17 protein-coding genes and 3 pseudogenes are annotated in these 18,106 nt (G+C 61.2%); 10 read left to right on the top strand and 10 right to left on the bottom strand.

Annotated features, from left to right (window positions below):
- Window positions 1-47: 47 nt before the first annotated feature.
- Window positions 48-1,579, top strand: a pseudogene (gene istA, locus JL811_RS18350) (IS21 family transposase).
- Window positions 1,569-2,360 (top strand): IS21-like element helper ATPase IstB, encoded by a 792-nt coding sequence (istB, locus tag JL811_RS18345; protein ID WP_202690165.1) that lies wholly within the window; start codon window positions 1,569-1,571, stop codon window positions 2,358-2,360. Before istA ends, istB begins: the two are co-directional and overlap by 11 nt.
- A 68-nt stretch (window positions 2,361-2,428) precedes the next feature.
- Here the strand turns inward: istB and JL811_RS18340 are convergent.
- The 5 genes and pseudogenes from JL811_RS18340 to JL811_RS18320 form a co-directional block, all read right to left on the bottom strand.
- Window positions 2,429-4,345 (bottom strand): annotated as a pseudogene (locus tag JL811_RS18340) (VirB4 family type IV secretion/conjugal transfer ATPase); the annotation flags it as partial.
- Window positions 4,335-4,613 carry a VirB3 family type IV secretion system protein gene (locus JL811_RS18335; RefSeq protein ID WP_202690164.1) on the bottom strand — a complete coding sequence of 93 codons (279 nt, stop codon included), beginning with the start codon at window positions 4,611-4,613 and terminating at the stop codon, window positions 4,335-4,337. The gene JL811_RS18335 and the pseudogene JL811_RS18340, both read right to left, overlap by 11 nt.
- A 9-nt stretch (window positions 4,614-4,622) precedes the next feature.
- On the bottom strand, window positions 4,623-4,913 hold the full coding sequence (locus tag JL811_RS18330; RefSeq protein ID WP_202690202.1) for a TrbC/VirB2 family protein: 291 nt from the start codon (window positions 4,911-4,913) through the stop codon (window positions 4,623-4,625).
- 20 nt (window positions 4,914-4,933) lie between these two features.
- Entirely contained in the window at window positions 4,934-5,719 is a 786-nt protein-coding gene (locus JL811_RS18325; RefSeq protein WP_202690163.1) for a lytic transglycosylase domain-containing protein, read from the bottom strand.
- The gene (locus JL811_RS18320; protein ID WP_202690162.1) at window positions 5,658-6,017 is read right to left on the bottom strand and encodes a hypothetical protein; all 360 of its coding nucleotides are present in this window, start codon (window positions 6,015-6,017) and stop codon (window positions 5,658-5,660) included. The genes JL811_RS18325 and JL811_RS18320 overlap by 62 nt, the downstream gene beginning before the upstream one ends.
- Window positions 6,018-6,239: 222 nt before the next feature.
- On the opposite strand from JL811_RS18320, the gene JL811_RS20325 reads away from it, so the two are divergent.
- A complete protein-coding gene (locus JL811_RS20325; RefSeq protein WP_202690201.1) occupies window positions 6,240-6,485 on the top strand; it encodes a hypothetical protein in 246 nt (81 codons plus the stop codon).
- A 67-nt stretch (window positions 6,486-6,552) separates the two neighbouring features.
- Here JL811_RS20325 and JL811_RS18310 read toward each other — a convergent pair whose 3' ends face one another.
- The gene (locus JL811_RS18310; RefSeq protein ID WP_237685065.1) at window positions 6,553-7,815 is read right to left on the bottom strand and encodes a Fic family protein; all 1,263 of its coding nucleotides are present in this window, start codon (window positions 7,813-7,815) and stop codon (window positions 6,553-6,555) included.
- 234 nt (window positions 7,816-8,049) lie between these two features.
- Between JL811_RS18310 and JL811_RS18305 the strand changes: the two genes are divergently transcribed.
- Complete coding sequence (locus tag JL811_RS18305) at window positions 8,050-8,712, top strand: hypothetical protein (RefSeq protein ID WP_202690161.1); 663 nt, start codon at window positions 8,050-8,052, stop codon at window positions 8,710-8,712.
- 238 nt (window positions 8,713-8,950) lie between these two features.
- Window positions 8,951-9,793, top strand: coding sequence for a hypothetical protein (locus JL811_RS18300; RefSeq protein ID WP_202690160.1), 843 nt, complete (start codon window positions 8,951-8,953; stop codon window positions 9,791-9,793).
- 322 nt (window positions 9,794-10,115) lie between these two features.
- On the opposite strand, the gene JL811_RS18295 is transcribed toward JL811_RS18300, so the two are convergent.
- Entirely contained in the window at window positions 10,116-11,246 is a 1,131-nt protein-coding gene (locus JL811_RS18295) for a DegT/DnrJ/EryC1/StrS family aminotransferase (protein ID WP_202690159.1), read from the bottom strand.
- Window positions 11,246-11,644, bottom strand: a complete 399-nt coding sequence (locus JL811_RS18290) for a RidA family protein (protein WP_202690158.1) — start codon at window positions 11,642-11,644, stop codon at window positions 11,246-11,248. The genes JL811_RS18295 and JL811_RS18290 overlap by 1 nt, the downstream gene beginning before the upstream one ends.
- 123 nt (window positions 11,645-11,767) lie before the next feature.
- Between JL811_RS18290 and JL811_RS20045 the strand changes: the two are divergent.
- Window positions 11,768-12,732, top strand: a pseudogene (locus JL811_RS20045) (ISL3 family transposase); the annotation flags it as partial.
- 59 nt (window positions 12,733-12,791) lie between these two features.
- Here JL811_RS20045 and JL811_RS18280 read toward each other — a convergent pair.
- Window positions 12,792-13,694, bottom strand: a complete 903-nt coding sequence (locus JL811_RS18280) for a LysR family transcriptional regulator (protein WP_202690156.1) — start codon at window positions 13,692-13,694, stop codon at window positions 12,792-12,794.
- Between the two features lie 168 nt (window positions 13,695-13,862).
- On the opposite strand from JL811_RS18280, the gene JL811_RS18275 reads away from it, so the two are divergent.
- From JL811_RS18275 to JL811_RS18260, 4 genes are all read left to right on the top strand, one after another.
- Entirely contained in the window at window positions 13,863-14,723 is an 861-nt protein-coding gene (locus tag JL811_RS18275) for a nitrilase-related carbon-nitrogen hydrolase (protein WP_202690155.1), read from the top strand.
- A gap of 83 nt (window positions 14,724-14,806) precedes the next feature.
- Complete coding sequence (locus tag JL811_RS18270) at window positions 14,807-15,808, top strand: TRAP transporter substrate-binding protein (RefSeq protein ID WP_202690154.1); 1,002 nt, start codon at window positions 14,807-14,809, stop codon at window positions 15,806-15,808.
- Window positions 15,809-15,884: 76 nt separating this feature from the next.
- A complete protein-coding gene (locus JL811_RS18265) occupies window positions 15,885-16,427 on the top strand; it encodes a TRAP transporter small permease (protein ID WP_202690153.1) in 543 nt (180 codons plus the stop codon).
- Window positions 16,424-17,707, top strand: a complete 1,284-nt coding sequence (locus JL811_RS18260) for a TRAP transporter large permease (RefSeq protein ID WP_202690152.1) — start codon at window positions 16,424-16,426, stop codon at window positions 17,705-17,707. The genes JL811_RS18265 and JL811_RS18260 overlap by 4 nt, the downstream gene beginning before the upstream one ends.
- Window positions 17,708-17,736: 29 nt before the next feature.
- Here the strand turns inward: JL811_RS18260 and JL811_RS18255 are convergent, their stop codons facing one another.
- On the bottom strand, window positions 17,737-17,994 hold the full coding sequence (locus JL811_RS18255; protein WP_237685064.1) for an excisionase family DNA-binding protein: 258 nt from the start codon (window positions 17,992-17,994) through the stop codon (window positions 17,737-17,739).
- Between the last annotated feature and the right edge of the window lie 112 nt (window positions 17,995-18,106).

Below are 18,106 nucleotides of genomic sequence, written 5' to 3'. Positions count from 1 at the left end.
CACGTTCCCCGTGGCTGCTGTCAGCAGGGGATATTGGAGTGATCGGCATGGCATTTTTGAGTATTATTCGGCGTTGGGCATTGCGGGAGCATCTGTCCATACGGGAGATCGCACGGCGGACGAAGTTGTCGCGCAATACGATCAGGAAGTATTTGCGGTCTGGGACGGTTGAGACCGAGTTCAAGGTTGCCGAGCGACCGAGCAAGCTTGATCCCTTTGCGGCCAAGCTGTCGGGCTGGCTGAAGACGGAGGCTGGGAAGTCGCGCAAGCAGCGACGGACCTCGAAGCAGTTGCATGATGATCTGGTGAAGCTGGGCTATACCGGGTCCTACGGTCGGGTTGCCGCCTTTGCCCGGGTTTGGCGGGCAGATCGACAAAAGGAACAGCAGACCACGGGGCGCGGAACTTTCGTGCCGCTGGTCTTTCAGCCTGGTGAGGCGTTCCAGTTTGACTGGAGCGAGGACTTTGCCACTCTGGGTGGTGAGCGCGCCAAACTTCAGGTGGCGCATGTCAAGCTGTCGCACAGTCGGGCGTTCTTACTGCGCGCCTATCCTTTGCAGACCCATGAGATGCTGTTTGACGCCCATGTGCATGGGTTCCGGGTGTTCGGCGGTGTTCCTGCGCGCGGCATCTACGACAATATGCGCACAGCGGTTGATCGCGTTGGCAGGGGCAAAGAGCGGCAGGTCAATGCCCGGTTCTTGGCGATGGCCAGCCACTATGTGTTCGAGCCTGAGTTCTGCAATCCGGCCGCAGGGTGGGAGAAGGGCCAGGTCGAGAAGAATGTTCAGGATTCCCGTCACCGGCTTTGGCAGCCTATGCCGGAGTTCCCGGATCTTGCGGCGCTGAATGTCTGGCTGGAAGACGCTGCCAAGAGTTATGGTGCGAGATCCCGCACGGAGCGTTACCCGGCAGCGTGGCAGATGTCTGGATCGAAGAATGGGCAGCCTTGATGCCTCTACCGCCTGCCTTCGACGGCTTCGTTGAACACAGCAAGCGTGTCTCGCCCACTTGTCTGATCAGCTTCGAACGCAATCGCTACAGTGTTCCGGCGTCCTTTGCCAATCGCCCTGTCAGCCTTCGGGTCTATCCGGATCGGCTGGTTGTGGCGGCTGAGGGCAACATCCTGTGCGAACATGTGCGCGTGATCCAGCGCAGTCATAAGCTGCCACCAAAGACGATCTATGATTGGCGGCACTATCTGGCTGTCGTTCAGCGCAAGCCCGGGGCCTTGCGCAACGGGGCCCCTTTCCTCGAACTCCCGTCCGCCTTCAGGCAGTTGCAGGATCACATGCTGCGCAAGCCTGGGGGCGATCGCGAGATGGTCGATATCCTGGCGCTGGTCCTGCATCACGATGAACAAGTCGTGCTGACCGCAGTGGAAATGGCCCTGGCAGCGGGCGTTCCGACCAAAACCCATGTGCTGAACCTGCTGCACCGGCTGGTGGATGGCAAGGTGGTTGGCGGGCCACCACTGGATACCCCACAGGCGCTGATCCTGCGCCGTGAACCCAAGGCCAATGTCGAGCGCTACGATGGCCTGCGCGCCCAGATCGCAGGGGGCCGTCATGCGTCATGATCCCGCGAGTGCCGCCATCGTCATCATGCTCCTCAGCCTGAAGATGTATGGCATGTCCCAAGCTGTTACCGACCTGATCGAACAGGGCGCTCCAGCATTCGAGGCTGCCGTGCCAATGCTGTCGCAACTGCTGAAGGCCGAACTGGCCGAACGCGAGGTCCGCTCCATCGCCTATCACATGAAGTCAGCACGCTTCCCGGCCTACAAGGACCTCTCCGGGTTCGACTTCGCCACCAGCGAGATCAACGAGGCTACCGTCCGGACGCTGCATCGCTGCGAGTTCATGGATGGTGCCCAGAATGTGGTCCTGATCGGTGGCCCGGGCACCGGCAAGACCCACGTTGCAACGGCCATCGGTGTTCAAGCCATCGAGCATCATCGCCGCAAGGTGCGCTTCTTCTCCACCATCGAACTGGTCAACGCCCTCGAACAGGAAAAGGCCAAGGGAAAAGCCGGACAGATTGCCGAGGCAATGACCAAGCTCGACCTCGTGATCTTGGACGAACTGGGTTACCTGCCGTTCAGCGCCTCGGGCGGCGCGCTGTTGTTCCATCTGCTGAGCAAGCTCTACGAACGGACCAGCGTCGTCATCACCACCAACCTAAGCTTCAGCGAATGGGCCACGGTCTTTGGCGACGCAAAGATGACCACCGCCTTGCTCGACCGTCTCACCCACCGCTGCCACATCCTGGAAACCGGAAACGACAGCTTCCGCTTCAAAGCCAGCTCAGCGGTAGCCAAAACGAAACGGGAGGCAACGCATGTCTTGACCCCATCGTAACCCGCAGAACATAACCTTCAGGCGGGTCAATTCTCGATGAAAAACCCGGGTCACTTCTGGGTGGAAATCAACAAGGAGAGGACCGCCATGCGTTCTCGCTCGCTCTCGGAATCGAGGATGCCGGTCAGGTCGAAGCCCGCGACATCAGCATCAGTGCTGCCCCCGATCTGGAACGTGTCATCTGCGTTCGCCCCGAAGATCCAGCCGTAGCGGCCATCGGCCGTCCATTCCTGCATTCGCTCGAAGAGATCGCCCTCATCATCGGTCGAGACGAGGAGCGAGGCGAAGTCGGACCAGTTCCTGAGGCCGGCGTGCCCGGCACTGGCGTTCTGGCGCACGACCTCCTGCAGGCGGTTGGTCTGCACCGGGGTCAAAGGCCGGTCGCGGCGCTCGAGGAGGCTTGCGAGCCAGTCAGCAAGCCAGGCCTGACCTCGGGCATCAATCTCGGTCTGCAGGGGGTTGAGCCCCGTGGGCCGTCCGGCGCGCACGGTCGAATAGCTGCCGCCAAGCGCGCGGACGGCCATTTCCATGCCAGCGCGGTAGTCGAAGACGAAGAGCCGGGCACCTGCGCGCCGGGCCATGGTCATGAGGAAAGCCGCGAGCACGGATTTGCCCGACCCGGGGCGGCCGAGGATCAGCGTGTGCCCGCCGGTGGGCTCGCGGTCCGGCGCGCCTTGTTCGTGGAAGTTGAAGCGAAAGCCGCTGCGCTCTGGCGTCGGGAAAAGCGTGATCGGCACGCCCCAGGGCACTTCCCGCCCTGTCTTGCCGAGCGGGGTGCGGTGGAAGGTGGCGAGATCGGCGAAGTTGTGGTTCGTGATCGCGGCCTTGCGGCTGCGCGACCCGGTATTGCCCGGATGCTGCGCCATGAAATGCGCCCGTGCCCCGAAGGCTTCCGAGATCAGGTTGATGCCGGAGGTGGCAGAAATGTTGCGGATTTCGGCCGCGATGTCGTCGAGGGCGGCCTGGGTGCGGGCATAGACCGCCACTGTCATGTGGTGCTCGCCGAAGATCAGGCGTTTGGACTCCAGATCGTCCTGGGCGAGTTCCAACTCCTGAGCGAGGCTGACGGCCCCGTCATTGGCCGCCTGCATCAATCGCAGCTGCCGCTTGATGCGGCCCGCCATGATGTTGGCGTTGATCGGCACGAACGAGTGGGTGACCACCATGTCGACGGGCAGGTTCAGCTCGTCGAGCATCAGGCTATCGGTCTTAGCGGGGTAGTTCTTCACCGCGAAGATCGCGCCGAGCTTGTCGCCGACGGCGCCATCGGAGAGCGCGATGGTCGTGCCGCGGAAGGTGACGCGGGTATTGGCCACATCCTCGGCGATCACGCCGAGACGCGACCGCGGGAAGAGCGGGTGTTCCTCGCCGGTGTTGAGCGAGCCGAGAAACCCCAGAAGCTCGCCGGTGCTGGCGGCTAGCAGCCGGGGCTTCTGCTCGTCAAAGGACGACAGCAAAAAACCCACGACCTCGTCGAGCTTGCGCAAGCGGCGGGTCGTGTCGGCCGCATGTCGGGCGCGGGACGCGCCCAGACCGAAGGGAAGGCGGCTCCCCGGCTCCGGCCGCTTCAGCACGGTCAGGGTCAGTGTCTTGTCGCGCAGGCCTGCCCGACCCAGATGCGCATGCCAGCGCTGATCGACGGCGGCCGCGAACCCCTCACCCGGGATGGGCGGCAGGGTCACATCGACCGCTTTCGAGACCTTGTGCAGGTAGAAGGAGAACTCCGTCCCCACCTGCGCGACGATGCCAGCCAGCAACCCTCCGATCCGGTCGAGATGCCCGTCCTCGCTCGTGGTGCTGTTCACCCCTTCGAGGCGGATGCACTGCATCAGTTCGTTGCCGCGTGTCCGGATCGTTCGGTCGTTCACGAGGCTCACATAAGGCAGCATCATCGAGAGCCGCTTCTCGCCCTTGACCCATGCGGGTAGCGCAGTCAGCGGATCGAGCGCCTCCACTACGTCACGGCCGAGTCCATCACGGGGCATAGCTGTCGCCTCCATGCAGCTTGCGGTTCGTGGTCGGCGGGGTTTCCTGCAGGGTGATCACCAGGACATCGAGGAAGTTCGGATCCCAGTCTGCGGCCTTCCAGAGCGCTGGCCAGGCCAGCCCCGCGAAGACGGCCACCACCCAGCTCTGCACCCAGAGGAACAGAAGCGTCGAGCCGAAGAGCCAGACCATGGCGTACATGATCGGCAAGCCTATCAGCTTGGGCGGCCTGAGAAGGCCAATGAACACGCGGGACTGGTCGGACATGGGTGCTTCTCAAGTTGTCCAGATGGCGGCGACGATGGTAGGCGCTGCGGCGATGCCCGCGATCGCGACCACGACCCAGAGCGCCTGACGGAAGTCGAGGATCCCGAAGAGCCACGAGAGAAACACGCCGATCAGCGCGAGCGTGCCGATCACGATCCCCAGAGGGCCGGTGATCGCATCGACGATGCCCTGCAGCAGCGTCTGCACCGGCGACAGGTCGATACTTTGGGCCAGCGCAGGGCCTGCCAGCACGATGAGGGCGGTTGCGCCGAGCGCGACAATGGCCCGCGTGCGGAGCACGCTTTGAAGATTCTTGGACGTCACGAAAGGTCTCCTCTCAGCCGCTGGAACACGGCTGTCACACGGGCCACATGGCCTTGGGTTTCTCGAAAGGGGGGAATGCCACCATGGCGGGTGACCGCATGGGGGCCGGCATTGTAGGCCGCGAGCGCCAGCGCGGGATCGCCGAACTGCTCAAGCATCATCAGAAGGTAACGGGCCGAGCCGTCGAGGTTCTGGGCGATGTCATGGGCATCGACGCCGAGATCACGCGCGGTGTCGGGCATCAGTTGGCCGAGTCCGATGGCGCCGACAGGGCTACGCGCGCCGGGATTGTAGGCGCTCTCGACCTCGATATTGGCGCGGTAGAACAGCGCCCAATCGCTAACCGACAGACCTGCCTGACGCAGGGCTTCATGGCTGCCGTAGCGCAGCGCCGTGGTCTCGATGGCGTGGAGAATTTCGGGGGAGGCGCGGACCGCGCGCGGGGCGATCGCTGCGGCGTCCGTCACATCGCTCAGGGGATCATCATCCCCGCGGGACTGCGGTGCTGCAAAGAGAAAGAGACGATCTGGAAGGGGCCCATTCTGGGCATCGTCGTCGCCGGTGAACGAGCGCAGGCTGCTCGTGGTCTCGGCGGTGTCGATCAGTCGGCCATCGGGGCTGACCTGGAAGATGAAACCGTCGGCCCCAGTCTGTGCATACGCGGCCGGGGGTGCTGAACAAACACCTGTACCGAGTAGCACGACGAGCGCAAAGGTGCGGTCAGTCGTCCTTGACCAGAACCGGGCCGGTTCGTGGCTCGGGCGTGCGCCCGGGTGCTGCATGGCGCTCGCGGGCGCCTTCGATGAGCGGGATGCTGGCAGTCGTGCAGCCCATGTCCGCAAGGAAGCTGACAAGACCAACAATCGTCTTGAACTCGCGAACCTTGAGATAGCTACGGCTCGTGACGAGCATCTTGTCGTCACGCCCGTCCTCAGCAACGGCACGGATGACCCATGTGCCGTACCAACTGTTATGGCGCTTCTCGGCGCCATCCTTGCAGACCACCTCGATGAGGTAGTGTTCGGCCAGCAGGCCGCGCAATCCGTCTTCTGTAACCACATTCGGGGCTTCTTCTATCATGGCCTTCCCTTGGGTCCCTTCTGCCTGGGTGCAGTCTCAAGCCCACGGGGTCGCAACACCGCGAGCGATACAAGACAACATGAATGATAGCAAGACAATTCAAACGACTTGACGAAGATCGCCTTGCTCCGATAACGGTGATAGCTGACAAACTTGTGATTTTAAAGGCGGCAAAGGAGTTTTGCCCTGCACATTCCTCGTGCGTGCAACTTCACCCTAACGCTGCTGAGCACCGTGCTCATCGCGGCAAGTGCAGCACATGCCTGCATACCGCCCGAGCGGCCGTTCCTACCCATGTCCCGAGAAGACATGCGCATCTACGCGGATCTGATCCGGGGGGATTTCGAGAGCTACATCGCCGACGTGCAGGACTACTTTCGCTGCCTCGACGAGGAACGCGCACGGGCCTTTGTCGAAGCGAGGGAAGTGAGCGAGGAATATGGGCGGTTTATCGAGGCCTTGGAGTAGCCGCACTCCCATCTACCGGATCACGGCGAATATGGGCCGCGCAGCGTCTTTTGCGCTCCTTCGAACCTCAGTCTTCCCGGTCCGGAAACAGTCCGGGCATCCACCGCCCAGCATACTTGGCAGGAAAGGCCAGCTTCAGCGGCGCACGGGTCGATGCCGAGGACAATGCGCCCGCTTCGAGGAGCGCAGATGTTACCCGCCGCGCTGTGCGATCGCTCGTCCCAAGGACACGCTCGACCTCGCCGCGCTCGATCTGGCCCTGATAAAGCACAGCTTTCAGCACTGCATCGGATTTTGGTGGCAGGGATCCGGCACGCATCTCCTCCTCAGCCCAGCTCAGGATGCGGTCACGCAGCCGGTCCGGCCGCATGAGGCCTTCCATGAACTCCACCTGGTCGATGCAGATGCGAAGGAAGAATTGCGCGAAGGATGCAAGTGCTGCCTCACTGAGCGTGCCGCGTCCGTCACGGGCGCCACGGCGGAGTCCGTCACAGGCGGCGAGGTGTTCTTTATAGGATGCCTCCTGCCGCGCAAGCCCGCGCGCCACTGACCACAGGCCGCGCGTGTCGAGAGTCTTCCGTAGGATTGAGTAGGACATGAGACGGGCAACACGACCATTTCCATCAAGGAAGGGGTGCACCCAGAGGAGCCTGTGATGGGCGCAAGCCGCGGCAAGGATAGGTTCGATCCTGCCGGGAAGGCGGTAGGCTTTGTGCATCCGCTCCAGAAAGCGGGGAACAGCACCCGGGCTGATGGCGACATGGCGCCCAACTTCAACGTATCGGGTGCGCAGTTCGCCGGGTACTACCGGGATCTTTTCACCTGTCCTTGGGCTTTCGACGAAGAGAAGCTCGGACGGCAAAAGCTCACAAAACCGGCGATGCAGTTCGATGACCGACGCGGGCGCTGTTGGTGGTTCGACCATGCCATCTTCGTCGATCCATTTCTGAACGGCGATATGCGCCCTCGCTTCTAGCTGAAGGTTTCGCCTCGATGGATCGGCACTATAGTCGTTCCGCATTGCACGTTCGATGTCGACGGGATGGGTGTCATGCCCTTCGATGAGGTTGCTGTAGTAACAGTTCATCGACCGCACGAGCTCGGCAAGCGCCTCGGCCATTGAAGCGGGCAAGCTGCTGCGGAAGCCGACGGATTTCTCCGCTAACTCGAGCACAAGATCATTCAGGCCTGCGCGGGCGGGTGAGCCCTCCGAGACCGTGAGAGGCTCGAACAAGCCTACCGTCTCTCCGTCATCACGGACCATCGCGTGACCTTCATTTTGGCCGCTTTCTTGGCCGTGAGCATTCACCATAAAAATGTCGTTTATCATAATACTGCCTGGCGATCTACGGGGAATGCGTCCGGTAATTTGGCCGGTTCTTTGTCCGCTACCACTTCATGAGATGCCGCGACCTTCGGATCGGGGCCGTGAGGCCACGTTAAGCTTCAGGCCATCACCTGCGACCAGCGCTTAGGGGAAGGCCTCGCATTTTTGCGATGAAATCACCTTGCTATCATTAGTGTTGTTTTGTATCGATAAGCTATTATAGTGGGAGTCGGCGTCATGAAGCACAGGGTCCGAACCGCGGCGGCGGCGGCGGCCGCGGCCATCACCGTATCGAGCCTGGTCGGTTCGGTCGAGCCGGCGCAAGCCCACCAGGTCGACTGCGCCATCCTGCTCTGCCTGGCCGGAGGCTGGCCGGCTTCGGCGCCTTGTGCCCATGCGCGTGCAGTCTTCATCCGCAGGATCACCCCCTGGCCGATTGAACCGCCCTTGCAGATCTGGCGCTGCCCGATGGGCACGTCGTTCAGCGCCCCTACCCCGCTGTCGCCGATGGAACGGCTTTATGACATCGCGTTCCGCAACGAGCCTCGGGTCAGCGTTCCGGCAAATCCGCTGCCTCTGGTTAGGGTTCATTCTGACGAGCGCGCTGACGTCGACATTTCTGTCGATGCCTTCGACTTCGTTCGCAGCATCCGCGTGTTTCACATCCAGTTCAGCCAGCGCCAGAGCCGCGACGGGGACTGCATCACCTCGGACTCCACGCGCCTCGGCTCCTACGGGATCCAGGGTGACTATCGCTGGACCCGGTCCAGCGTCGCCCAGGTCCCGCCCGCCTCTGAGTTGCCCAATACCGGGCACTGCAACTGGGTGAGCTACCGCTCGGTCTTTGTCGACTGGCGCGATCATGAAGGCAACTACGGCTTCGAAGAGGTCCGCTACTGAACCCGCGCGGGCCTGCCCGGGGCAGGTCCGCACCCGATCATCTTGCACCTGTGACGGTGCACCCAACCCAAAAAGGGAAACGACGCCAGACCGAAAAGCCTGACGCCGCGCTAGAAGAACCCGTGAACAAGGATCTTCTAGCGCACTGTCCGAACCGCCGCAACCAGCAAAGTTGTTTTGCTGGCAAGAATGTTGTTTGCTCTCGGCATGGGGTCGTCTCTCACAGGAGACACCAACCATGGAACCCACGACCGGCCTGATCCTGAGACGGATTACCCAGACAGAACTGTCCGTTTCCGCCCACAAGCTGGCGACCGTCATCCTTGACGCCATCGCGTGGAAGGAGGGTTACAACGGGCTGCCGCGCGGTACGGCCGCCTTCACCCTCGCCGACCTGGCGTCCAAGATGAGCATCTCGCGCCAGTACCTGACCGAGCTGCTGGCTGAACTCGAGGCGTCCGAGCTGGAACTGAAGCGAGAGAAGCCAAACGGCAAGTTCGCCCCCTGGCTCTTCCGTTTCGCTGCCTTTGACGCAGAGGGGGAAGAGCAGGATGTTGAGTCAGGCACAGGCGACACATCACTATCTAGAGATAAAGATAACAAAACTGTATTCTCAGGACAAATCACTATCTGTGCTGGCTCGAACGTCTTCCAGACCTGCTGGGCCGAGTTGATCAAGGCGGCAAAGAAGGCCCTGCCCTGCTGGAACGTCGACACGCAGGTGATCTGGGACCGCTTCCTGGCCTTCAACCGGTCTCGCGGAAACGACAACGTTCCGGCGGGTTTCTTGCTTGGCTTCATGCGCCGATGGCGAACCTCACCTGGTACGGTGAGTGGACCGGAGACAGCCCCGATGCCGGAGCGAGCGCCTGATCCAAGGAAGCGGGAGCTTCACGATCAGATGAAAGCTGCGCCGAGTGGCAACCGGCACTTTCACGCATCGGATCTTCACAGGCTGATTGGTCAAACTGCCTACGAGGCTCGCGTTCTCGCCGCCATCCTGCAGTTCGGCTGCCCAAGGTTTACGGCGACGCTCGCTGTTCATGGAAGGGCCGTGTTGGCAGGTGAGATCGCACGATGACGCAGCAGTAGGTGGCCATCAATCCATCGGCCCAAGAAGGTAGAGTCACACCACGCAGTCAGTTAGGCGAACAGCCAGGTGATCAAAGCCCTGGTTGATGAAGGTAAGTACCCTCCTGAGGAAATTCGATTGGCATGTCGGTTATGGCGATCGCAAAAGCTTCTTCAGTCCTTGCGCCAGCGTCCTCGCGGTCCTTTCTCCCGTGATCATAAGCACTGGATCACAATACGGCATAATGAACCAATGACCTTAGGGCACCGACCTGATCGGCAGCGATGATCGCGCCTAACCCCGGTGCAGCGAGCTGCCGTTTACCTCTTTGTCAGTGGTAGTGGTTCTTTACCGCCTCTGCCACTTCTTCAACCTGTCCGGCGCTGAGATGAGGCCCGATAGGGAGGCTGAGAATCCGGGCACAGGACAGTTCGGTGACAGGCAGGGCACCGCGCCTGTAGCCCAAGGATGCATGGACCTTTTGAAGATGCATCGGGGGGGAGTAAAGGGCGTTACTGGCAATTCCCCGGTCAAGAAGGTGACTGCTCAGGTCCAGCCGGTCATCCGTTTCGATTGTGTAGTTTCGCCAGGCATGACGGAAACCAGGCTTTTCTTCGGGCAGGGTGATCGGCAGGTCCGACAGCAATTCGCGGTAGAGCCGGGCCTGATGGCGGCGGATGTCAAGAAACTCCGAAAGACGGCCAAGCTTCACCCGCAAAACAGTCGCCTGAATTTCTTGCAGGCGTGCGTTTTCGCCATCGGTCTCATGCTGCAGATCAAGCGGTCTGGGAACCCTATAGTGATGTGACCTGTCCTGACCGTCAGAAGAATACATCCGAACGCGGTCGGCAAGTTCGGGACTGTCGGTACTGCATGCCCCTCCTGATCCGAACGAGCCCAGATGCTTGCCGGGCGAAAAGCTGAAACAGGTGATGTCTGCGAAGGAGCCGACCATTTTCCCGTCGATTTCTGCCCCCAGCGCAAGACAGGAATCCTGCAAAACGCTCAAACCATGCCTGCGCGCAATCTGCTTCAGGGCTGGCATGTCTGCGGGATGGCCATAGATGTCGACTGGCAGGATCGCTCTGGTTGCTGGTGTGATTGCAGCCTCGACAAGGCCGGGGTCGATGCAGCGCGAAACGGGTTCAATGTCGACCCAGCACACCGTCGCTCCGACCATGCGGATTGCAGAGGACCCGGCCAGATCTGTATTTGCGACGGTGATCACCTCGTCACCCGGTCCGATATCGAGGGCGCGCAAGGCCGCACGCAATGCAGCAGATCCCGAGCTGGTTCCGGTCGCATAGCGGACGCCAAGCCAGTCCGCGAACTCCTGTTCGAATGCGGGAAGTTCATTTCCCCAGTCGAAATTTCCGCTTTCCAGAAGATTTGCGATAGCAGCGTCGAATTCCGCCTTCTGCTTGCGATACAAGGCTGCGTGATCATACATCGGCACGATCATCAAACCGCCCCTTTGCGTGGCAGGTAGACGATGATCTCAACCTCCATACGAATCTCGGGAAATCCAAGGGCTGCAACAACGGTGCCGGTATGCGGGGGGCGCAAGGATCCGAAGTATTCGAGCCGCACGGCTGTAACAGGGTCCTTGTCCTGCAGATCGACAAGGATCGTGTTGACCTTGACGATATCTTCCTTTGTTGCACCGACGTGATCAAGAATTCTGTCGATATTGCGGTAGATGGCCCTTGCCTGATCTGACGCATCGCCCTGAACCCAATTACCATGCGCGTCTTTCGCAATCTGCCCGGCGACAAACACAAAGTCCCCGGCGCGTGCGACATGGCTGTAGGTCAATCCCGGGGCGACATCAGGCGGGTTCGTGATCTCGACTTTCGGCATCCCTTTCCTCGCTGCTTGAGGGCGTCAGGAAGGTTCCTGACCGATGAGATGCAGGGTAACGGAGCTTTTCGCAGCCCGCTAATTCAGGTTCCTTGGTCGGCCATAAGCGATGCGACTGGGGGGCAAGGCGCGCCGCAGGCGGAACAGGTCGCCGACCGGTTTCATATCGTGCAGAACCTTCGCATGGCAATTGAGGAGCAAATGAACCTGCACGGTCGCTCAACCGGCAGGGCGCTGCTCTCCGACGCAGTCAACATCAGCACGCCCAGTAACCTTCTGAAGTCACGTCTTGCACACCGCAAGTCGCGCGAGGAGATATACAGGACAATCTCGGCACTTCGGCAGCAAAGGCTGACGTGCAGCGAGATCGGGCGGCGAACTGGGTTCCCCCGACGTAGCGTCGCGAAATGGCTGCAGTTCGAGACGCCACCGGACCGAAGGCGCGCCGTGCTCAAGCGCTCGTCGGCATGGTATTTTGAAGATTGCCTAAAGCAAAGCTGGGCAAATGGCATTCGCAGGGGAAGTGCGCTGTTCTCCATGATCCAAGAGCACGGATACGAGGGCAACCTGTCAAACTTGCAGCGGCTCTTGGCCGGATGGCGCAGGGCCGAAAAACAGGAACAAGGGGCCCCATCGGGGAGTCCCAAATCCTTGAACCAGTGCAGGACCCGGAAACGGGGCACGCAATATCCCCGGTCATCGCGGCCGCGCTCTGCATCAAACCAAGAGGAAAACTCACTGCAGATCAGGCGAGAAAAGTCGAAGCTCTCAAGGCTGGCTCGCCTGCCTTCACAACGATGCGGCGCCTAGCCATGCGCTTCAAAGGCATCTTGCGTGGCCGTAAGGCAGACCCTCTTTCTGCCTGGATCGACGACGCGATTGAAACTGACCTTGCACCCATCGTGCGGTTCGCCCGCACCGTAAACCGGGACATCGACGCCGTCAGCAACGCGATCGAAATGCAGTGGAGCAATGGTCAAGCCGAAGGCCAGATCAACCGGCTGAAGACCTTGAAGCGCGCGATGTACGGTCGAGCTGGCCCGAAATTGCTCAGGGCTCGAATGCTGCCCCTCCACCACACAAATTGAGGATGACCCAGATTATGGGCTGCGCGACAGTGGGATCAAACACCTAAATGCCGAAGGTATCAGGCTCCGTTCTCTGCAACCTGCCGCGCGAAGTCGATCAAGCGTTGGGAGCATGGCAGCATCCGATCGGGATGCCAGGCGATGCTGATCGAGAAGTCCAGCCCTTTTCCCGCAAGCGGTCGCCCTATGACCGTCGGTTCCAGCGCCTGTGAGATAGCCTGCCCGTACAGCGTGACGCCCAGTCCTGCGGCCACCATCCCGAGCAGGAGCGGTACGTCATCGGCCTGCTGTGCGACAACGGGACGAAAGCCCTCGCGCAGGCAAACCCCTTCGATCAGCGCGCGGAAGGTCTTCCAGCGTTCGGACGAGCCGAGCACGAAAGGCTCATCCCGCAGATCGGCCAGCCGGACTGACGCCGCTGCAGCCAGGCGGTGGCCTATCGGCAGCAGCGCGATGAAGCGCTCTCTTGCCACCGGAATATGAAACAGCTCCGGGGTAATGGCATCACTGAGGAGGAACCCGAGGTCGATCTTCGCTTCCTGCAATGCGGAAAGCTGTTCTTCCGAAGACATGAGCCACAGGCGGATCCGTATATCGGGATAACGTTGTTCAAACCGGACGAGCAGGCGCGACATCGGCCCATGCGCCGCCTGGGCCGAATATCCGATGGTTATCTCGCCCGCATCCCCTGCGGCGATCTGGTCCATATGGCGCAAGGCGCGCGAGATCGCCTTTTGCGCATGGCGCGCGCCCTCGGCCAAGGCCGCACCCTGTGCGGTCAGTGACACATGCCGGGTCGTCCGGTCGAAAAGACGATGGCCAAGCCTTTCCTCGAGCGTGCGCACCGCCCGACTGATTGCCGGTTGTGCGATATTCAGCCGCGCCGCCGCTGCGCGGAAATTCAGCGTATCGGCCACCGCCAGAAAATAGCGCAGCTGATGGAGGTCGGGCGGATGGGTCATTGATTACCTGTCGGCATCATTCAAGGCATAAATGATATTGGACTGGTCGACCAGAGGCATCAATAGTCATGCCAACGGTCGGATATCCTCAGCAAAGCCCGTAGCTGGATGCGGATCGCACCCGCGAGGATCACCCCGCCATTGGATACCGAATGGACGGAGACAGGAATGAATATCCGCAGCACCCCCGAAACAAACAGGCAAGATCTGGACTGGGAGGATGGCCTTATGGTCGCCGTGGGTCAGTTCGCCTCGGTGGCCGATACCCGTGAAAATGTTGCGCGGATCGAGGGGCTCACCGCGCGGGCCGCCGCCGCAGGTGCCCGGCTGATCGCCTTTCCCGAGGCCGCAAGCTATGCCTTCAGCACAGGCGGACCGGAACTGGGTGACATCGCCCGGCAAGAGAGCGGATTATTTCGCGAGGAAATGGCGCGCATCGCCCTCAAACATGAAATTGCGCTGATCGTCGGCATGTATGACGATGGCGGGGGGGCGCTGTCCGACAATGTCCTGCTTGCTCTCGGCCCCGACGGGGCGCTGTGCGGGCGTTATCACAAGCTGCACCTCTATGACGCATTCACATTCAGGGAATCCGAGAAGAATACGATTGCCCAACTGCAGCCGGATTTCGCCGAACTCGTGACCATCGATATCGGGCCGTTCCGCTTCGGCCTTGTCAACTGTTACGATCTGCGCTTTCCCGAGATGGCGCGTGCGCTGGTTCAGCGGGGGGCGAATGTACTGGTGGTCTGCGCGGGATGGATCGCCGGGCCACTCAAGGAACTGCATTGGGAACTTCTGCTGCGCGCCAGGGCCATTGAGAACACATCCTATGTCATAGCGGCCTCGCAGCCCGCACCGCTTTCGGCCGGGCTGAGCATGGCGGTTGATCCGTCGGGGCTCGTTCTGGGGACGGTCGCCGAAACCGAGGGAATCGCGCTCGCCCGGCTCTCGCTGTCCCACCTGACAGATTTCCGCAGGATCCTGCCCTGTCTCGAACAGCGCCGATACCACGTCGTGCAGGGCTGAGCGGATCGGCAAGGTGGCGAAATGACAAAACAGAATATCGCAAGAATGATGATCAAGCATGGCAAAACGGGAGTAATGACAACATGAAGAAAGCTGCATCTGCCTTGGTATTCGGGGCGGTCATGACCGTCGCCACGGCTTCGGCCTCGGCCCAGACGATCATCAAGCTCGGGCATTTCGGGCCGGGCACGGATGCTTTCTCGAACACGGTTGCGGCCTTCGCGGAGGAGGTCGCCACGCGCAGCGAGGGCCGGCTAGAAGTGCAAATCTTCCCGGCAGGACAGCTTGGCAATGAGCGCCAGCAGATCAGCGGGCTGCAGGGCGGCCTACAGGAAATGATGGTCACTGCGGCAACCAATGTGACGAATATGCACGCGCCTTTGCGGTTGCTGGATCTGCCTTTCGCCTTTGCCAGCCATGCGCAGACCGATGCCATAGCCACCGGTCCCTTCTCCCGCAAGCTACTCGACGGGCTGGAACGCCATGGCCTGGCCGGTTTGGCCCTGTGGGAAAACGGTTTTCGCGTAATGACCAACAGCCGGAACGCGATCCGTGTTCCGGCCGATGTTGAGGGCCTGCGGATGCGGGTGATCGGCGCGCCGGTCTTCATCGACACATTCACGGCACTGGGAACGCAGCCGGTGCCGATGCCATTCACCGAACTTTATACCGGCCTTGAAACCGGCACGGTCGAGGGCCAGGACAACACCGCCATGACCATCGGCATGATGCGCCTTCATGAGGTCCAGAAACACGTCACCATCACCAATCACATGTACAGCGCGATGATCGTATTGGCCGGACAGCCCTTCCTTGCCCGCCTTACACCCGAGGACCGGGCTCTGCTGGAACAGGTGACCGAGGAATTCGGCCCGACACAACGCCGAATGATGCGTGATGCGGGCGACGCCGTAATGACCTTCTTGAAGGAAGAGTCCGGGCTGGAGGTAGTCGAAGCCCTAACCCCCGAGGCACATGCCGCTTTTCGGGAAAAGGTCGCCCCGGTGGCCGAGGCCAGCGTCACCGAGGACCTGCAGGATCTTCATGCCGAGATGCGGGCGCTTGTCGCCGCAACAGCGGAGTGAGTGACCGTCCACTGGGCAGGCGCGTGCCCTGCCAGTCCGGTGAGCGACATAACCAGCAAGCCCTGTGGAAGAGGTGATGATGAAACGGTTCCTGCGACCCGATGCGGTCCTTGACGCAATGCTGGCCCTGTTGCTTGCGGTGCTTTGTGGCGCGGTTTTCCTGAATGTCGTGCTGCGCTTCGGATTCAGTTCGGGCCTGACCTTCACCGAAGAGATCTCGCGTGTGCTGCTGGTCTGGCTGGTGATGCTGGGGGCTGTCGCGGCGCTGCATCTGCGGGGGCATATCGCGCTTGTGATGTTCATCCGCCGCGTACCCGCAGCCTTGCAGACCGCGGCCGCGATCTTGGGACTGGCGCTGATGTTGCTCTGCGACGCGCTGCTGTTTCTGGGCGCAATGCGTCAGATGCGTTTCAGCCAGTATGAATTCCTGCCGGTCACCGGACTGCCGATGGGCCTGATCTATGCCAGCGGCATGGTCGCTGCCGCGGCCTTATTCGCGATCAGCGCCTGGCGCCTGCTGGGGCTTGTCGCAGGCTGGCAAAGCGGGGCCGATCATTTTGCCGATACGGCAACCAGCCCGGAAGATGTCGCCGGATTCACCCCGGGGAACCGGCAATGATCGTCGCCATCTTCCTTGCGACTCTCGCGACCGGCCTGCTGCTAGGCATCCCCATTGCCTATACGCTGATCCTCTGTGGCGTGACGCTGATGCTCTATATGGACATCTTTGCCGCACAGATCGTATCGCAGAACCTCGTTCTGGGGGTCGACAACTTCCTGCTCCTCGCGATCCCTTTCTTCATCCTGGCGGGTGAAGTGATGAATCAGGGCGGCCTGTCCCGGCGCATCATCGGTGTGGCCCTGGCGTTTCTTGGGCATTTCAAGGGGGGGCTTGGATATGTCGCGATTTTCTCGGCGCTGATCCTGGCCTCCTTGTCCGGCTCAGCCATCGCCGACAGCGCAGCGCTTGCCGCGATCCTTGTGCCGATGATGCGGCAAGCGGGGTATAATCAGGGGCGCAGCGTGGGATTGATGGCCGCCGGAGGGATCACCGCGCCGGTCATTCCGCCTTCCATCGCGCTGATCGTCTACGGCTCTATGGCAAATGTCTCGATTCATGAATTGTTTATGGCCGGCATCGTGCCGGGACTGCTGATGACGGCCTCCCTTGTGGTGGCCTGGCGCGTGGTGATCGGACGCGAGGCTTTCGCCACATTGGATCGGGTCGGGCGAGCCGGACGGCTGCAGGCCATCTGGAGCGGACTGCCCGCGCTGGGGTTGCCCGTGCTGGTCATCGGAGGGCTTCGTGCCGGTGTCTTCACGCCGACCGAGGCGGCCGTGATCGCCGTGGCCTACGCCACGGTCGTCGGGGCGCTGGTGACACGAGAACTGACGCTGGCAGGCTTTTACGGCTGCCTTGTGCGGGCCGCGCGCACCAGTGCGGTGGTGATGTTCCTGATCGGCGCATCGGGGGTCAGTGCATGGCTGATCACCATCGCAAACCTGCCTGCCGCGCTGATTGCCCTGATCGAGCCCATCGTGGCCTCCCCCATGCTTCTGGTCGCGATGATCGCGCTGCTGGTGCTGGTGCTCGGCATGGTGCTGGACTTCGCGCCTCTGATGCTGATCCTCCTGCCTATGCTGGTTCCCGTCTGCGAGGTCGCCGGAATCGATCTTGTCTATTTCGGCGTGATATTTGTGATCGCCGGGGCCATTGGCCTTCTGACACCACCGGTCGGCAATGTTCTCAATGTCGTAGCCGGAGTGGCGCGCGTGCCGATGGAAGAGGTGATTGTCGGGGTCTGGCCCTTCCTGCTGGCACAGATCTCGGTGCTGATCCTTCTGGTGCTTTTCCCGATGATCGTCATAATCCCCACGGATTTCCTGATGGGACGGTAGGGAGATCGCCCCCTAGGCTCCAGACTCAATCAAGTGCACCAGATGACGATAGCGGCGATGGCGACGGCTGAAGCGAAGTTGATGGCAGCTTTGTAGGACATCACGTCTTCCGTGCAGACGCGGCGATGCTTGCCGACCCTCCGATGCGGTATGGCACTATCCTCGAGCAGCTTGATCAGAAACGGACGCGAGACGTTCAGAACCTCTGCTGCCTGTACGGTCGAGAGTTCGGCGTTCTCGGGAATGATTGTGACTCCCCGCCTCGCTGCCCTGGTAATCCTCCCCATGGTTAAGGGGCTGCATAAGTAGAATTTTCTCGTAGCGTGAGCTGAGGAGATTCGAATGAGAAAGAGCCGTTTCACCGAGCCGCAGATCATGGCTGTGCTTCGTCAGGCCGAG

The organism is Szabonella alba, assembly GCF_016765775.1.
Lineage (GTDB): Bacteria > Pseudomonadota > Alphaproteobacteria > Rhodobacterales > Rhodobacteraceae > Szabonella > Szabonella alba.
Note: the sequence above shows the minus strand (reverse complement) of the source record. Positions and strands in the feature narration are given on the sequence as shown.

Bases quoted from the DNA above. Each gene is read 5' to 3' on its own strand.
- istB (WP_202690165.1), top strand. From the start codon at position 1,569: ATGCGTCATGATCCCGCGAGTGCCGCCATCGTCATCATGCTCCTCAGC.
- JL811_RS18335 (WP_202690164.1), bottom strand. From the start codon at position 4,613: ATGTCCGACCAGTCCCGCGTGTTCATTGGCCTTCTCAGGCCGCCCAAG.
- JL811_RS18325 (WP_202690163.1), bottom strand. From the start codon at position 5,719: ATGCAGCACCCGGGCGCACGCCCGAGCCACGAACCGGCCCGGTTCTGG.
- JL811_RS18320 (WP_202690162.1), bottom strand. From the start codon at position 6,017: ATGATAGAAGAAGCCCCGAATGTGGTTACAGAAGACGGATTGCGCGGC.
- JL811_RS18310 (WP_237685065.1), bottom strand. From the start codon at position 7,815: ATGATAAACGACATTTTTATGGTGAATGCTCACGGCCAAGAAAGCGGC.
- JL811_RS18305 (WP_202690161.1), top strand. From the start codon at position 8,050: ATGAAGCACAGGGTCCGAACCGCGGCGGCGGCGGCGGCCGCGGCCATC.
- JL811_RS18300 (WP_202690160.1), top strand. From the start codon at position 8,951: ATGGAACCCACGACCGGCCTGATCCTGAGACGGATTACCCAGACAGAA.
- JL811_RS18295 (WP_202690159.1), bottom strand. From the start codon at position 11,246: ATGATCGTGCCGATGTATGATCACGCAGCCTTGTATCGCAAGCAGAAG.
- JL811_RS18290 (WP_202690158.1), bottom strand. From the start codon at position 11,644: ATGCCGAAAGTCGAGATCACGAACCCGCCTGATGTCGCCCCGGGATTG.
- JL811_RS18280 (WP_202690156.1), bottom strand. From the start codon at position 13,694: ATGACCCATCCGCCCGACCTCCATCAGCTGCGCTATTTTCTGGCGGTG.
- JL811_RS18275 (WP_202690155.1), top strand. From the start codon at position 13,863: ATGAATATCCGCAGCACCCCCGAAACAAACAGGCAAGATCTGGACTGG.
- JL811_RS18270 (WP_202690154.1), top strand. From the start codon at position 14,807: ATGAAGAAAGCTGCATCTGCCTTGGTATTCGGGGCGGTCATGACCGTC.
- JL811_RS18265 (WP_202690153.1), top strand. From the start codon at position 15,885: ATGATGAAACGGTTCCTGCGACCCGATGCGGTCCTTGACGCAATGCTG.
- JL811_RS18260 (WP_202690152.1), top strand. From the start codon at position 16,424: ATGATCGTCGCCATCTTCCTTGCGACTCTCGCGACCGGCCTGCTGCTA.
- JL811_RS18255 (WP_237685064.1), bottom strand. From the start codon at position 17,994: ATGGGGAGGATTACCAGGGCAGCGAGGCGGGGAGTCACAATCATTCCC.